The organism is Phenylobacterium sp., assembly GCF_036821595.1.
In the GTDB taxonomy this organism is placed as follows: Bacteria; Pseudomonadota; Alphaproteobacteria; order Caulobacterales; family Caulobacteraceae; genus Phenylobacterium.
Genome location: NZ_DAISJG010000002.1, coordinates 142,126 through 155,748, shown reverse-complemented (window position 1 = coordinate 155,748; position 13,623 = coordinate 142,126). Strand labels below are relative to the sequence as shown.

The window sequence follows — 13,623 nt, the reverse complement described above, 5'->3', positions numbered from 1 at the left end:
GCCCCCGTTTATTTGCTATTGCGACGCACTCCTATTTAGCTGCCGCCACAATGGCAATGAGAATCATTCGCAAGTTGGCGGTCAGGCCTCGGCCAGGCGGCGGGTCTGGGCGAGGCCGCGGCCGCGGCGGCGCAGCCACATGACCACGCCCGTGACGCCCAGCACCGCCGGCGCGATGCCGCCCAGGAAGATGATGGTCTGCCAGACGATGCCGGTGTCGGCGCCGTCGTGAATCCTGCGCATCCAACGCGACAGCGGGTCAGGCCCCCCCTCGCCGCCGCCGGGACCCCGCGCGGCCTTTACCTGGCCGGTGGCGTCCACCACCTGCACGGTCGCCGGCCGGTCCGCGCCCGGCGCCTTCATCTGCACGCGCCAGACCGGCTCCTGGCCGCGGGTGGGGACGCTGACGCTGACCACCTGCGCCCCCGGGCTGCTGGCCGCCGCGACCGCCACCGCCTGCTCGAGGCTGGTCTGCGTCTGCGGAACGGGCGGGGCGAAACGGCCGGGCGCGCCGCCGCCGGGGCCGCCGGGACGCTGTGGCTGGGCCACGCCGAACAGCGCGCGGCTGGTCTGCGGGAAGGAGATGTAGACGCCGGTCAGCGACAGCACCGCCAGCGGGATGCAGACCCAGAACCCCACCATGTGGTGCAGGTTGAAGAGGGTGGACGGCCCGCGACGCCACCGCAGGCCCTTGGTGAAGCCGCCGTGCCGCGGCCACCACAGCCACAGACCGGTGGCGCAGCTCACGAACATCGCCCAACCCAGCCAGCCCACCACCTTGCGGCCGACCTGCGGGATCATCAGGCTGCCGTGAAGGCGGTGCAGCACCTGGGTGACGCTCTTGGCCGTCTCGCCCGTGGCCAGCACCTTGCCGGTCGGCGGGTCGATCCAGGCGTTCAGGGTGCGCGGCCGGCCGCCGGGACCCGCCGGGCCCTCGAGCCGGCCCACCGCCACCACCGGGTCGCCCGGCTCCTGTGGCAGACGCACCTGGGTCAGCCGGGCCTTGCCCGCGAAGGCGGCCTCCGCGGCGCGGGCGTAGTCGGCGGGCGCCAGCCGCGCCTCCGGGCCGCTCACCGCATAGCGGTCGGCGTAGAGCATCCGGTCGAGCGCGTCGTGCCAGACCAGCGCCGAGCCGGTCACGCTGAGCGGGATCAGCGCCACCAGCAGGCCCACGCCGATCCACAGGTGCACGTCCAGCCACAGGCGGCGGAGGCGTGCGTTCAGCGTGCGCGTCATCGGAGGTCCCCAAGCTCGGCCCAAGCCGTTCCTGGAGTGCTAATGCGAGCTATTCTCAAAAACAAGCGGCAACCAAGGCGTGCCTTCGGTGTTCCCCAGAACGAGGCCGGTTCGAGCCTGGGGAATCCACGATGCCGACGCGCGGCGCCTTCGACGTCCTGAAGCCCTTCGCCTGGCTGGCGGCGATCGCCTTCCTCGTGGGCTTCGCCAGCTATTTCGTGGTGGGCCCGCCGTCGCAGGCGGTGGCGCAGCAACCGGAGGCCTGGTCGGCCACGGTCTCCGGCCCGTCCTCGGACGAGTGGAACATCATCAAGCACATCTGAGCCGGCCCTAGGCTCCGCGGGCGACGAACCAGCCGTTGCGGAAGCCTTCGCTCGCCTTGCCATAGAGGAACGGCTCGCCCTCGGGCGTGGTCAGCCGCCCGCCGGCCGCCGCCAGCACGGCATGGCCCGCGGCGATGTCCCATTCCATGGTCGGTCCGTGCCGGGGGTAGATGTCCGCCGCGCCCTCGGCGATGCGGCATAGCTTGATCGAGGAGTCCATCGCCTCGCGCCGGTCGAAGCCGTAGCGGTCGGCCAGCGCCTGGATGGTCTCTTCCTTCATGGTGTGGCTGATCAGGCAGACCGCCTCGCCCTGCGGCCAGGGGCGCACCCGCACCGGCTGGGCCGCGCCGCCCTGGATCCGCTTCATCGCCCGCCCGCCGGCCGTGTACCAGGCCTCGCCCGTGGGCGGCGCGACCACCGCGCCCGCCACCGGCCGGCCGTCCTCGATCAGGCCGATGTTGACGGTGAAGTGGGGGTCGCCGCGCACGAACGCCTTGGTGCCGTCCAGGGGATCCACCAGGAAGAAGCGCGGGCCGATGGCCTCGGGCGCGCCGAACTCGCTGGCGTCCTCCTCGGAGACCACCGGCACGCCGGGGAAGCGCCGGGCCAGCTGCTCCAGGATCAGCGCCTCGCCGCGCCGGTCGGCCTCGGTCACCGGGCTCTCGTCGGCCTTGTGCACCACCGTCAGGCCCGACCGCCACAGGGGCAGGATCAGGGCGGCGGCGGCCTCGCAGATCTCGGCGAGCGCCTCGCCCACCTCGTTTGACGTCTCGCTCACCCGCTAACCCCTCGGATCGTCGCCCACGAATTCCAGCCTCACCACCGCGGCGTCGATCACCTGCTTGCCGGCGTGCTCGAAGTTCACCGTCACCTTGCGTCCCGCCACCGACTGCACCTGGCCCAGGCCCCAGTCGTCGTGGACCGGATGCCGCACCAGGACCCCCGGCTCCAGAAAAGGATCGGAAAACGGCTCCATGGCGGGCTCTCTTATGGGGGCCGGGCCGTTTTCCAAAGGCTCAAATCACCTCAAGGTCGCCCGCCATGAGCGAGACTCCGGATTTCCCCGCCGCCGCCCCGGCGCCTGTGCGCACGGCGGAGCTGACCGCCTACATCGCCGCGCGCATGTGCCACGACTTTATCAGCCCGGCGTCGGCCATCGTCTCGGGGCTGGACCTCCTGGAGGACCCCTCCGCCCAGGACATGCGCGAGGAGGCGATGAACCTGATCGCCAGCTCGGCCCGCAAGCTCGCCGACCTGCTCTCCTTCACCCGGGTCGCCTTCGGCGCCTCGGCCTCGGCCGAGACCTTCGACGTGCGCGAGCTGGAGAAGCTGGCCCGGGGCGTCTTCGGTCACATGCGCGCCGAGCTGGACTGGGCGGTGGAGGCCCCGGCGGTGAACAAGCCCGCAGCGCGCGCCCTGCTCAACCTCGCCCAGATGGCCGGCGCCGCCCTGCCCACCGGCGGCGTGGCCCGGGTCCGCGCGGTCCAGGAAGGCGCATCCATCGCCATCGCCATCGAGGCGGTCGGCCCGCGCGCCCGGCTGCGGCCGGAGGTGCTGGCGGGCCTGCAGGGCGCGCCGCTGGGGGAGGGCCTGCACGGCCACTGGGCGCAGGCCTACTACGTCCACCTCTTCCTGGCCGACGCCGGCGGCCGCGTGTTCGTCGACGTCAATGAGGAGCAGGTGACCTTCGCCGCCACCGTTCCGAGCTGAGCCTCACGCTCCCTTAACCCTGTCGCGCGACAAGTAGAGCCGAAGGGAAGGGCCGACGAACCTTGAAGACCTGCCTCGTCGTCGACGACAGCCGCGTGATCCGCAAGGTCGCGCGCCGCATCCTTGAGGAGCTCGGGTTCGAGGTCGCCGAGGCGGCCGACGGCGCCGAGGCGCTCGCGTGGTGCCGCGTGGTCATGCCCGACGCCGTCCTCGTGGACTGGCAGATGCCGGTGATGGGCGGCATGGACTTCCTTCGCCGGCTGCGCCTGGAGCCCGGCGGCCAGGCCCCGCGCGTCGTCTTCTGCTCGGTCGAGAACGAGATCGACCGCATCCGCGAAGCGATCGACAGCGGCGCCGACGAATACATCATGAAGCCCTTCGACGGGGAGATCATGGCCTACAAGCTGGCCGCCGCGGGAGTGGTCGCGTGACCCCCGGCGAGCGCGCCCTGGTGGCCCGGCTGTGCGCCGACCGCGCCGGCCTCGCCGTGGATCCCGGCAAGGACTACCTGATCGAAAGCCGTCTCGGCCCCGTGGCCCGGCGCGAGGGCTTCGGCTCGGTGGCCGACCTGCTGCAGGCCGTGCGTGACCGCGAGGAGGAGCGCCTGGTCTGGGCCGTGGTCGAAGCCATGGCCCTGCCGGAGACCGCCTTCTTCCGGGATCCCGCCGTCTTCGCCCTGCTGCGCGACCAGGTGCTGCCGAAGCTCGCGCGCCGCCACGACGGCGAGCCGATCCGGGTCTGGAGCGCCGCCTGCGGCTCCGGCCAGGAGATCTATTCCCTGGCCATGATGCTGGCCGACGCGCCGATCGCCGGCGCCCGGGTGGATCTCTTCGCCTCCGACGTCTCCGAGCGGATGCTGGAGAAGGCCCAGAGCGGCCTCTACACCCAGTTCGAGGTCCAGCGCGGCCTGCCCGCCCGCCTCCTGGTGCGGCACTTCGAGAAGCACGAGGAAGCCTTCGTGCTCTCTCCGCGGATCCGCCAGATGGTGCGCTGGCGGCGTGTGAACCTGCTGGAGGATCTCACCCGCCTGGGCCAGTTCGACGTGGTCCTCTGCCGCCACCTCCTGGGCTCGCTCACCGGCGCCGCCCAGGCCCGCGTGCTCGCGGGCCTCGCCGCGGCCGTGCGCGAAGGCGGCTGCCTGGTCCTTGGGGCGGGCGAGGCCGCGGACCTGGGCGGCTTCAGCCCCATGGCCGGCCTGCCGGGCGTCTACGCCGCATCCCCCGACGCCCGCGCCGCGGCCTAGACAACAGAAAGCCCCGCCGCCCGAGGGCGACGGGGCTCTCCGTCTTCAGGTCGGATCGACCTCTAGTTCTTGGCGTCTTCCGCCGCGCTGCTGACGGCCTCACCGGCCGCCTCCACGTCCCGGCCGGCGCCGGAGACGGTGTTGCAGGCCGCGACGAACATGCTGGCGGCCACGGCCGCCATCACAACGATCTTGCGCATTTTGGATTATCTCCCGGGGAGTCTCTAACTCTGCTCCGGCCAAACGACCTAGGCCGCAGCCTGGTTCCCCGCGGTGACGGGAGAAGGCGTCTCTGCGCCCAGGGTCGGGAAGATCAGGCGAGCGGTGATGCCCCCTTGCGGATTGCGCACCAGTTCGGCGCGGCCGCGCAGCTGGCGGGCGAAGGCGGTCATCAGGGTGCGCCCGACGCCCGAGGCGGTGAGGGCGTCGTCCGGCGCTTCGCCGTCGTCGGAGATCTCCAGCTCAGCCTCCGCCCCGCGCACCGTGAAGTGCAGGCTCAGCGTGCCGCCGCGCGCGGCGAAGGCGTGTTTCTGGGCGTTGGTGATCGCCTCAACCGCGAACAGCGCCAGCGGCGCCAGCCGGTCCGGGTCGATGACCAGGGCGTCCACCTTCAGCTCGGTGCGCACCGGCGGGCCGTGCAGCATCTCGCCGGCCACCAGCTGCGCGGTCAGCTCCTCGAGGAACGGCCGCAGGTCCACCCGCTTCAGGTCCGGCCCTTGGTAGAGCGCGCGGTAGATCAGGGCGAGCGCGGTGATCCGCTGCCGGGTATCGCTCATCGCCGCCCGCGCGGCCGGGTCGGTCAGCGCCCGCTGCTGCATGTTCAGCAGGGACGAGATGACCTGCAGGTTGTTCTTCACCCGGTGGTGGATCTCGCGCATCAGCGCGTCCTTCTGGGCGAGCGAGTCGCGGAGCGAGGCGTCGCGGCCGACAATGGCGTCGGCCATGTCCTCCAGCGTCTCGGCCAGGTCGCGGATCTCCGGCGGCATCTGCTCGGCCTGCACGGGCCGCACGCTCAGCCTGCCGCGCGCATAGAGGGCCGCGATGCGCTGCAGATAGGCGATCCAGCGCACCACCACCCGCTCTGTCACCGCCGTCACCGCGGTCAGCGCCAGGACGAAGGTCAGGAGCGGGAAGAGGATCCCCGTGAGGGGGTTGAGCCGGGCCCAGGACAGCAGGCCGGGGGAGCGGGCCGAGAGGACGACGAACACCTGCTCGCCCACCACCGGCGCGGCCGAATAGATCCGCCGCCTGCCCTCGGTGTCGTCGCCGTACCAGACCACCGAGCCCTGGGCCTTGGCCCGGCCGCGCCAGTCGCGCGGCAGGCCCGACAGGGCCTGGGGATTGGTGGCGCTGATGGTGCGCCCGGTCTGGTCGATCAGCGCCACCTCCGCCTCCCGCGGCAGGGCGGGATCCTCCACGGAGGGCCGCAGGCTGGACAGCGCGATGAAGGCGGCGAAGGCGCCGTCGAAGCCGCCGTCCGGCCGGCTGGCGCGGATCGCCGCGATGACCGCGGGCTCGGCGGCCGCGCCGGGCGCGGGCGTGATCACCAGGGCGTCCCCGGCCGCCAGCCGCTGGAACCAGTCCCGGCCGGCGCGCTGCGGGTCGCTGGCCACGCCGCGGGCGGCGCAGGCCACCTGTCCGTTGGGCGCGAAGCGGACGAGGTTCAGATAGCCGGGAATGCGCCGCGTGGCCTGCTCTAGGCGCTGGGCGCACTGGAAGCCGACGGAGCCCGGCGCGAGGGTCTGCAGCAGGATCTCGCCCGCCTCCATCCGCGCGCGGGCCGAGGCGGCGCTGCGCTGGGCGGCGAAGCCGAGGTTCTCCCTCAGCTCCACGCCCTCGCGGTTGTAGGCGATGGCCGCCTGGACGACGCCCAGCAGCAGGACCGGCAGCAGCGCAGCCGCCAGGGCCGCGGTCAGGCGGACCCGGATGGTGCTCAGCGATCCCCAGGGCAGGCCCGTCATGGCCCGAATAACCGTCCTCACCGGACGGTGCTTAGCCGCTCCGCATCGGCCAGGATAGACCGCATGGCGTCGCCAGCGGAGGCCCCGTCACGGTCGTAGGCGCCTGCGTCGAGGATGGCGTGGAGCGCGCGCCGGGCGCGGCTCACGCGGCTCTTCACCGTGCCGACCGCGCAGTTGCAGATGTCGGCGGCCTCCTCGTACGCAAAGCCGCCGGCCCCCACCAGGATCAGCGCCTCGCGCTGCTCGGGGGGGAGCATGGCCAGGCCCTGCCGCAGCTCGTCGAGCGCCACCGGGGCTTCCGGGTCGTCCACCGCCACCAGGGTCCGCTCGGCGGCCTCCTGGTCGAGCTGGCTCTGGCGCCAGGACCGGCGCTTCTCGGAATAGAACTGGTTGCGCAGGATCATGAAGGTCCAGGCCTTCATGTTCGTGCCCATCTGGAAACTCGCCCGGGCGTCCCACGCCTTCATCATGGCGTCCTGCGCCAGGTCGTCGGCCGCGGCGGGATCACCGCACAGGGTGCGGGCGAAGGCGCGCAGGTGCGGGATGAGCTGCACGAGCTCGCGCTTGAACGCCTCGTCCTCGGCGCCGGTGCGCGCCGGCTTCGGCGCCGGCTTCTGGATGTCGCCGTCCATCAGCCGTTCTCCGAACGACTGTCCGCGCGCCGGAGGATCTCGAGGAATTCGTCGGGGACGTCCTCGTTGACGATCTCGTCAAACATCTGACGCAGGCGGACGCCGATCGCCTGCTGGCGCAGGCGGGCTTCGTCCAGGGCTGCGGACGACTTGCGTCGTTCTTCTGAAGGCCGTTGTTCGATCATGGCATCGGCGCCCCGCTCGCGCGACGGCCGCCCCCTCTTTGCATCCTCGTCGCCGCTCAACGTCCGACTCCGCCGCAGGTTCCACGATCCGTCGGAACAAGATGCGGAAAACCGCGCCGCTTGGGAACCGGTTCCCATCGGTGGCGTTTTTGCACCATGATGGGGCTGCGGTTGGGGGAATGCCTCCCGATCTCGGCTGCCACGCTCCGATGTCTACCACGGGAGGGGTCACCCTTGAGTCTTCTTGCCCGCCTGGCGCCGCACCTGCCGTACGTGCGCCGATACGCCCGCGCCCTGACCGGAGATCAGACGACGGGCGACCACTACGTGCGCGTGGCGCTGGAGGCTCTGGCCGCCGGCGAGCGCGTGCTCGAGGCCAATCTGACGCCGCGCGTCGCGCTCTATCATGTGTTCCACGCCATCTGGTGCACCTCCGGCGCCCAGCTCGAGGGGCCGGCCGAGGATGACGTCGGCGCCGACGACACGACGCGCCGCCTGATGCGCATCGCGCCGCGCTCGCGCCAGGCCTTCCTGCTCACCGCCCTGGAAGGCTTCACGCCTTCGGAAGCCGCCCAGATTCTGGGCACCGACTTCGCCGAGGTGGAGAAGCTGATCGCCGAGGCCCAGGCCGAGATCGACGCCGAGCTCGCCACCGACGTGCTGATCATCGAGGACGAGCCGGTCATCGCCGCCGATATCGAGGCGCTTGTGAAGGAGCTCGGCCACACGGTGGTGGACATCGCCGCCACCCGTACCGAGGCCGTCGACGCCGTCACCCGCAAGACCCCGGGCCTGGTGCTCGCCGACATCCAGCTGGCCGACGGCTCGTCGGGCATCGACGCGGTGAAGGACATCCTGGCCCGCTACGACGTGCCGGTGATCTTCATCACCGCCTTCCCGGAACGCCTGCTGACCGGCGAGCGCCCGGAGCCCACCTTCCTGATCACCAAGCCCTTCCAGCCGGAGACGGTGAAGGCGGCGATCGGGCAGGCCCTGTTCTTCCATCCGCGCAAGGCCTCCAAGCAGGCCGCCTGAGCGGACAAAGCATAATAGACGGTGGGGTTCAGGGGCGTCGCTTGCGGCGCCCCTTTCCTTTTGCGCGCCGTCGCCCTCCGGCCAAAAAAAATACGGCCGCCCGGGAAGGGCGGCCGCTGGATACCAGGGTCTGGGCGCCTACTGGCCGACGGGGGCCGGCGGCGGCTCGCCCTGGGCGCTGCCCGGCTGGGTGGCCTGCGGCGGCGGGGTGTTGATGGCGGCGGGCTCGGGTGCGTTGAAGGCGCGCGCGTCGGCCGCCTCGCGGGCGTTGTTCGGTTCCGTGGACGCCAGGTCACCGGACTTCCAGGTCCAGGCGGCGAAGAGGCCGAGCGCCGCGAGAATGGTGCCGAACAGCAGCACCCAGACCACGTGGCGGCCGAAACGCCCTTGGCGGGCCCGGGTCGCGCCGAGCGTGGTTCGGTTTGAATAGCGCGTGGAAAGCGCCATGGCGGAGCTCCTTACTCAGACGGGAAATAGCTGGACGGACCGATGTACGCCCTGGCGGGCTCCAACTCGGTCCGGGCGGTCAGGGATCCGATCATCCCGCTGGCCAGGGCCAACCCCAGCACCGCGCAGACGACCATCAGCCGGCGACGGGTCACCTGCTGGCGGTGGCTGGGCGTCTTCATCAGGGTGAAGCCGCCCCGCGTCGCGAACGAATTGCGCATGGTCGGGCGTTCCCTCGCGGACCCCGGCGGGCCCGTTTCCGCCCACCAAGGGCCTAACGCACCGGCCAAGCCGCCGTTCCCGCCCGCGCCCAGCAACGGCCAAGCTTCGAAAAAATCCTTGCGATTTCAACGCCTGTGGATAAGGTTTGCGAGGGAGAGCCGCCGCGTCCGACGCGGCCTGGCCGCGCGCGCAGATTTTTCCAAATTTTTTTCGCAACTGCCGGAACGGCTTTCCGGGAAGTGTGTTTCTAGGTGTGCGGAGGCGGCGACGCCCCCCCCGACTTGAGACTGGCGATCATGCCAGTCTGCCGTCTCCGCACCCCTTTTCTCGATGATGCACACTCCAGGCGGGTCCCAAGGGACCCGCCTCTTCTTTGTGCGCCACGCGCCCGCGCTCCGGGAGCCGCGGGCGGTCCCGGCCTAGTCTCGGCTCATGCGCAGGACGACGTCGGCGCGGCGGCGGAGCGGCGTGGTGCTGCCGTCGGCGGTGGCCGCCCCGGTCTCGCCGGCCGCGGCCACGCGGAACTCCGCCGCGGGCAGCCCGGCGGAGGCCAGAGCCGCCGTCACCGATTGGGCCCGGCGCTTGGAGAGCTCGAGGTTGGCGTCGCTCGCGCCGGCCGCGTCGGACAGGCCGGTGACCTCGACCCGGCCCACCGTGCAGCCCCGGGCCTCGTCGGCGGCCTGGCGGATCACCGCACGGCCCTCGTCGGTGACCTCGACGGCGCCGGGCTCGAAATAGATCTGCACCGTCTGGTCCGCGCAGCGGTCGGGGATCCGCACGAAGCGCTCGCGCGCCCGGTCGATCGTGGCGCAGCCCGCAAGCCCTGCCGCCATCGCCGCCACCGCGGCCACCCTCGCCATCGTCATGTCCTCGGCCCTCCCGTCTGCCCGTTCCGTTCCCGCACGACAAAGGGCGGCCGGATCACCGACCGCCCTTGCCGTTCCGAATGTCCGCGGCGCCCTAGTAGCGGGGCGTGCCGTCGGACCAGTAGTAACGGCCGGTCGCGGGGTCGTAGTAGTAATAGCGCCCGGCGCGCTCGTCGTAATATTGCTGGCGGTTGGCCGGAGCCGCGCCGCAGCCGCCGTCCTCGCGGCAACCCTTCACCGCGCCCGCGACCGCGCCGACGCCGGCGCCCACGGCGGCGCCCGTGCCGACGCCCACGTCGCCGGAGACCGCACCGATGGCCGCGCCCGCGAGCGCGCCCAGGGCGGCGCCGCCGGCCGCATTACCTTCCACATTGCCGGTGCTGGTGCAGGCGGCTGCCAGCACGCCGGCCCCGGCGAGGGCGATCAATGGCTTGAGCATGTCTTGGGCTCTCCTTGCTTGTCCCCTACCGCCCCTAACGCACCTTCAAGCGTAGCAGTTCCGCCGGAACCCGTCCCCTGCGGAGGTCGTTAGGCGCGGCAGGAAACCCCATCAGGAGCCTTCCCATGGTTGGCGAACGCCGAGACGCGCAGGCGGACGATCTCAAGGCCGACCTGCGAGAAGCCTACGAACGGGGCCGCCGTGATGAGCGGTCGGCGCGCAAGCGCCACCCCGTGCTGATGACCTTCACCTTCATCGCCGCGGCGGTTGGCCTGGCGCTCATGGCGCTCGCGGCCTTCAACGGCTCGTTCACCCGGGCTGGCGGCGTGGTCGACCAGAACCTGTCGGTGGCCGCCAACCGGGCCGAGCCCGCCGTGCGCGACGCCGCCGCGGACGCCGGCCAGGCCTTGCGCGACGCCGGACAGTCGGCCAAGACCGAGACCCGGACCGAGACCGCCGAAGCGGTCGACACGGCCAGCTGACGGACAAGAACTTGAGGAGGAGGGGGGCGTGACGCGCATCCGCCGCGTCGAGGCCATCGCCAACGTCGCCTCCGGCAGCGTCAGCGAGGATGCTCCGCAGGAGATCGAGAAGATCTTCGCCGACTTCGGCGTGGACGCCCACGTGTGCGCCCCGCCGCCCGACGAACTCACGGACTGCCTGCGCGCAGCGGTGGACGCCGCCCCCGACCTGCTGGTGGTCCTGGCCGGCGACGGCACCGCGCGCGCAGCGGCGGAGATGTGCGGCCCCAAGGGACCGATGATCGCCCCGCTGCCGGGCGGCACCATGAACATGCTGCCCCATGCCATCTACGGCGTCCGGCCCTGGCAGGACGCGCTCTCCATCGCCCTGGCCCAGGGCGAGGAGCGGATGCTCGGCGGCGGCGAGGTCGAGGGCCGCTTCTTCCTGGTGGCCGCCATCCTCGGCTCGCCGGCCCTGTGGGCCCCGGCCCGCGAGGCGGCCCGCTTCGGCCAGAAGAGGCTCGCCCTGTTGCGCGCCCGCCGCGCCATGCGCCGCGCCTTCTCTGGCCGGCTCCGCTACATCATCGACGGCGGCTCGCGGGAGAAGGCCGAGGCCCTGACCTTCATGTGTCCGCTCGCCTCCCGCGCGCTGGGCTCTGACGAACAGGTCCTCGAAGCCGCGGCCCTGGACCTTAACGGCGCCCTGGACGCCTTCCGCCTGGGCTTCCACGCCCTGACCGGCGACTGGCGCGACGACCCCAATGTGGTCTCGGAGCGCTGCAGCGTCGCCCGCGTCTGGGCCGCCCATGGCATCCCCGCGATCCTCGATGGCGAGTCCGTGCGGCTGAAGTCCCTGGCCGAGGTCCGCTACCAGCCGGAGCTCGTCCGCGTGCTGGCGATCCCCAAGGACGTCTGAGCCGTGACGATCCGCTTCGCCCACCTTTCTGACATCCACTTCGGCGGCGAGAACCAGGCCGCCGTGGCGGCCGCGGCCGACCATGTGAACAGCGGCCAGTTCGACCTGGTGATCGTCTCCGGGGACCTCACCCGCTACGGTGAGAAGGTCGAGTTCGAGGCCGCCGCGGAGTGGCTGGCCTCGGTGAAGGGCCCCAAGCTGGTTACTCCCGGCAATCACGACGCGCCGTACATCGCCGTGGCCGAGCGGATCTTCACGCCGTTCAACCGTTTCGAGCGGGCGATCGGCCCGGCCCGGGCGCAGAGCCATCTGGGCGGCGGCTTCGCGGTGCGCGGCGTCAACACCGCCCGCGGCGCCCAGCCCCGCCTCAACTGGTCCAAGGGACAGATCGGCCCCCGCCAGGTGCGCGAGGCCGCCGACTGGTTCAGCGAGGCGCCGCCGGAGTGCTTCCGCATCCTCGTCTGCCACCACCCGCTGATGGAGATGATCGGCGGGCCGATGACCGCCAGGGTCTGGGGCGGGGCGGCGGCGGCGCGCGCCTTCGCCGAGGCCCGCGTCGACCTGGTGCTCTCGGGCCACATCCACGCGCCCTTCACCTGGCCGTATCCGTTCGGCGACGGGAAGACCTATGCGGTGGGCGCCGGCACCCTGTCGGTGCGCGAGCGCGGCGTGCCGCCGGGCTTCAATGTGGTGGAAATAGAAGGGGCGGCGATCCGTGTCGCCGCCCTGGCTTGGGGGGGCTCGCACTACGAGCCCTATCGGACCTGGTCGCTGGATCGGCGACCGGTCTGAAGGTGTCTAGGGTACGCCTCGTCCGCGTACGAAGTGCATGACGACCGACACCAGGAAGAGCACCAGGAACACGTAGAACAGGATCTTTGCGATCCCCATCGCGGCGCCCGCGATCGAGGTGAAGCCAAGCACCGCAGCGATCAGTGCGACCGCCAGGAAAGTCAGAGCCCATCCGAGCATTGCCGTTCTCCTTCCGCGCCTTGCCGCGCGACCTAGGGGCCTGAGCGAAACAGCTCGCTCAGTTCAACGGCCGCGAAGCGCTGCTGTTCCCGCGTCGGCTAGCGACGGCGGTCGGTCGGCTTGGAGGAGGCGGCGCGTCCGGCGATGGCGGCGCTCAGGATGGTGGTGACGATCTTTGGGTTGCGGGCCAGCAGGATGGCCGCGCCGACGGTGGCGCCCGCGGCCACGATCGGCCGCTCGCGGGCGAGCTCGATCAGCCGGCCGGCCATGCCCGCCTGCTCGGGCGCCTGCGGCTTCGGCTTGGCCTTGCGGGTGATGATGGAGGCGACGATCAGGGCGAAGAGCGCGAACACGCCGGCCACGATGGCCGCCGCGCCGGCCGCGCCCACGTAGAGCTTGGCGAAGGCGTAGAGCGCGAACGAGGCCGCGACCACGCACACGACCGCCGCCGCCGCGATGGCGGCGACGGCGGCCAGCAGTGTCAGCGCGCGCTTGAAGTTCAACGGCGGCCCGAGGAGAGCAGCAGGCCGATCAGGACGCCGACGCCGAGGGCGGCGCCCGTGGCGGCCAGCGGGCGTTCCTTCACGCGCTCGGTCACGTACTGCTGGGCGACGTCGATCTGCTGCCCGGCGGTGTCGGCGTAGGTGCGGCTCTGGGCGCGCAGCTGCTCCAGGCCTTCCTGCACGACCTGTTCGATCTTGGCGCGGGCCTCGGCGAAGGTGCGTTGCGCTTCGGCGGCCAGGCGCTTGCTGCTGTCGCCGCCAGCCCCGTTCGTGGTGGTCTCGTCGGCATAGTCAACGGCGTTCGCGGGCATGTCGATGTCTCCGAAGAAGGGCCCCGGGCAAGCGCGGGGAAGCGCTGACGTGAACGCCGGACATGCTAAACGGTTCCGCCTTGCGGGGCAAAGGCGGAGCTTCTTCGCTTCCCCCGGTCAGCAAACGCTGTGGGAAACGCACGGTTCCTGTCGCGCGCCGC

General features: G+C 71.7%; 22 protein-coding genes. 8 read left to right on the top strand and 14 right to left on the bottom strand.

Annotation, left to right across the window (positions count from 1 at the left end; translation table 11 throughout):
• Positions 1-81: 81 nt before the first annotated feature.
• A complete protein-coding gene (locus V7Z97_RS02235) occupies positions 82-1,236 on the bottom strand; it encodes a PepSY-associated TM helix domain-containing protein (protein ID WP_334161140.1) in 1,155 nt (384 codons plus the stop codon).
• Positions 1,237-1,367: 131 nt separating this feature from the next.
• Between V7Z97_RS02235 and V7Z97_RS02230 the strand changes: the two genes are divergently transcribed.
• The gene (locus V7Z97_RS02230; protein ID WP_334161139.1) at positions 1,368-1,559 is read left to right on the top strand and encodes a hypothetical protein; all 192 of its coding nucleotides are present in this window, start codon (positions 1,368-1,370) and stop codon (positions 1,557-1,559) included.
• A gap of 7 nt (positions 1,560-1,566) precedes the next feature.
• Here the strand turns inward: V7Z97_RS02230 and cysQ are convergent, their stop codons facing one another.
• Positions 1,567-2,337 (bottom strand): 3'(2'),5'-bisphosphate nucleotidase CysQ, encoded by a 771-nt coding sequence (gene cysQ, locus V7Z97_RS02225; RefSeq protein ID WP_334161136.1) that lies wholly within the window; start codon positions 2,335-2,337, stop codon positions 1,567-1,569.
• 3 nt (positions 2,338-2,340) lie between these two features.
• Positions 2,341-2,535 (bottom strand): DUF3553 domain-containing protein, encoded by a 195-nt coding sequence (locus V7Z97_RS02220; RefSeq protein ID WP_334161134.1) that lies wholly within the window; start codon positions 2,533-2,535, stop codon positions 2,341-2,343.
• A gap of 65 nt (positions 2,536-2,600) precedes the next feature.
• On the opposite strand from V7Z97_RS02220, the gene chpT reads away from it, so the two are divergent.
• The 3 genes from chpT (at position 2,601) to V7Z97_RS02205 (ending at position 4,512) form a co-directional block, all read left to right on the top strand.
• The gene (chpT, locus tag V7Z97_RS02215) at positions 2,601-3,269 is read left to right on the top strand and encodes a histidine phosphotransferase ChpT (protein WP_334161132.1); all 669 of its coding nucleotides are present in this window, start codon (positions 2,601-2,603) and stop codon (positions 3,267-3,269) included.
• A 62-nt stretch (positions 3,270-3,331) separates the two neighbouring features.
• The gene (locus V7Z97_RS02210) at positions 3,332-3,700 is read left to right on the top strand and encodes a response regulator (RefSeq protein ID WP_334161131.1); all 369 of its coding nucleotides are present in this window, start codon (positions 3,332-3,334) and stop codon (positions 3,698-3,700) included.
• Positions 3,697-4,512, top strand: a complete 816-nt coding sequence (locus tag V7Z97_RS02205; RefSeq protein WP_334161130.1) for a CheR family methyltransferase — start codon at positions 3,697-3,699, stop codon at positions 4,510-4,512. Before V7Z97_RS02210 ends, V7Z97_RS02205 begins: the two co-directional genes overlap by 4 nt.
• A 62-nt stretch (positions 4,513-4,574) precedes the next feature.
• On the opposite strand, the gene V7Z97_RS02200 is transcribed toward V7Z97_RS02205, so the two are convergent.
• From V7Z97_RS02200 to nepR, 4 genes are read right to left on the bottom strand one after another with little or no spacing between them, the layout of a single operon-like run.
• On the bottom strand, positions 4,575-4,712 hold the full coding sequence (locus V7Z97_RS02200) for an entericidin A/B family lipoprotein (RefSeq protein ID WP_334161129.1): 138 nt from the start codon (positions 4,710-4,712) through the stop codon (positions 4,575-4,577).
• Between the two features lie 48 nt (positions 4,713-4,760).
• Positions 4,761-6,473 (bottom strand): sensor histidine kinase PhyK, encoded by a 1,713-nt coding sequence (gene phyK, locus V7Z97_RS02195; RefSeq protein WP_334161128.1) that lies wholly within the window; start codon positions 6,471-6,473, stop codon positions 4,761-4,763.
• A gap of 17 nt (positions 6,474-6,490) precedes the next feature.
• Positions 6,491-7,105, bottom strand: coding sequence for a sigma-70 family RNA polymerase sigma factor (locus V7Z97_RS02190; RefSeq protein ID WP_334161127.1), 615 nt, complete (start codon positions 7,103-7,105; stop codon positions 6,491-6,493).
• Positions 7,105-7,290 carry an anti-sigma T factor NepR gene (gene nepR, locus V7Z97_RS02185; RefSeq protein WP_325458860.1) on the bottom strand — a complete coding sequence of 62 codons (186 nt, stop codon included), beginning with the start codon at positions 7,288-7,290 and terminating at the stop codon, positions 7,105-7,107. Before nepR ends, V7Z97_RS02190 begins: the two co-directional genes overlap by 1 nt.
• Positions 7,291-7,524: 234 nt before the next feature.
• Here nepR and phyR point away from each other — a divergent pair, with 234 nt between their 5' ends.
• Positions 7,525-8,325, top strand: coding sequence for an anti-anti sigma factor/receiver protein PhyR (gene phyR, locus V7Z97_RS02180; RefSeq protein ID WP_334161125.1), 801 nt, complete (start codon positions 7,525-7,527; stop codon positions 8,323-8,325).
• 138 nt (positions 8,326-8,463) lie between these two features.
• On the opposite strand, the gene V7Z97_RS02175 is transcribed toward phyR, so the two are convergent.
• The 4 genes from V7Z97_RS02175 to V7Z97_RS02160 form a co-directional block, all read right to left on the bottom strand.
• Positions 8,464-8,772 (bottom strand): hypothetical protein, encoded by a 309-nt coding sequence (locus tag V7Z97_RS02175; RefSeq protein ID WP_325458767.1) that lies wholly within the window; start codon positions 8,770-8,772, stop codon positions 8,464-8,466.
• Positions 8,773-8,783: 11 nt separating this feature from the next.
• On the bottom strand, positions 8,784-8,993 hold the full coding sequence (locus tag V7Z97_RS02170) for a hypothetical protein (protein WP_334161122.1): 210 nt from the start codon (positions 8,991-8,993) through the stop codon (positions 8,784-8,786).
• Between the two features lie 420 nt (positions 8,994-9,413).
• Positions 9,414-9,860, bottom strand: a complete 447-nt coding sequence (locus V7Z97_RS02165) for an OmpA family protein (RefSeq protein ID WP_334161121.1) — start codon at positions 9,858-9,860, stop codon at positions 9,414-9,416.
• 94 nt (positions 9,861-9,954) lie between these two features.
• Positions 9,955-10,299 (bottom strand): YMGG-like glycine zipper-containing protein, encoded by a 345-nt coding sequence (locus tag V7Z97_RS02160; protein WP_334161119.1) that lies wholly within the window; start codon positions 10,297-10,299, stop codon positions 9,955-9,957.
• Positions 10,300-10,424: 125 nt separating this feature from the next.
• On the opposite strand from V7Z97_RS02160, the gene V7Z97_RS02155 reads away from it, so the two are divergent.
• From V7Z97_RS02155 to V7Z97_RS02145, 3 genes are read left to right on the top strand one after another with little or no spacing between them, the layout of a single operon-like run.
• The gene (locus V7Z97_RS02155) at positions 10,425-10,781 is read left to right on the top strand and encodes a hypothetical protein (protein WP_334161118.1); all 357 of its coding nucleotides are present in this window, start codon (positions 10,425-10,427) and stop codon (positions 10,779-10,781) included.
• 28 nt (positions 10,782-10,809) lie between these two features.
• Positions 10,810-11,676 (top strand): diacylglycerol/lipid kinase family protein, encoded by an 867-nt coding sequence (locus V7Z97_RS02150; protein WP_334161116.1) that lies wholly within the window; start codon positions 10,810-10,812, stop codon positions 11,674-11,676.
• Between the two features lie 3 nt (positions 11,677-11,679).
• A complete protein-coding gene (locus V7Z97_RS02145) occupies positions 11,680-12,468 on the top strand; it encodes a metallophosphoesterase family protein (protein WP_334161115.1) in 789 nt (262 codons plus the stop codon).
• Positions 12,469-12,474: 6 nt separating this feature from the next.
• Here V7Z97_RS02145 and V7Z97_RS02140 read toward each other — a convergent pair whose 3' ends face one another.
• From V7Z97_RS02140 to V7Z97_RS02130, 3 genes are all read right to left on the bottom strand, one after another.
• Positions 12,475-12,648 carry a DUF1328 domain-containing protein gene (locus V7Z97_RS02140; protein ID WP_334161114.1) on the bottom strand — a complete coding sequence of 58 codons (174 nt, stop codon included), beginning with the start codon at positions 12,646-12,648 and terminating at the stop codon, positions 12,475-12,477.
• Between the two features lie 98 nt (positions 12,649-12,746).
• The gene (locus V7Z97_RS02135) at positions 12,747-13,151 is read right to left on the bottom strand and encodes a hypothetical protein (protein ID WP_334161113.1); all 405 of its coding nucleotides are present in this window, start codon (positions 13,149-13,151) and stop codon (positions 12,747-12,749) included.
• The gene (locus V7Z97_RS02130; protein ID WP_334161111.1) at positions 13,148-13,462 is read right to left on the bottom strand and encodes a glycine zipper domain-containing protein; all 315 of its coding nucleotides are present in this window, start codon (positions 13,460-13,462) and stop codon (positions 13,148-13,150) included. The genes V7Z97_RS02135 and V7Z97_RS02130 overlap by 4 nt, the downstream gene beginning before the upstream one ends.
• Positions 13,463-13,623: the final 161 nt, after the last annotated feature.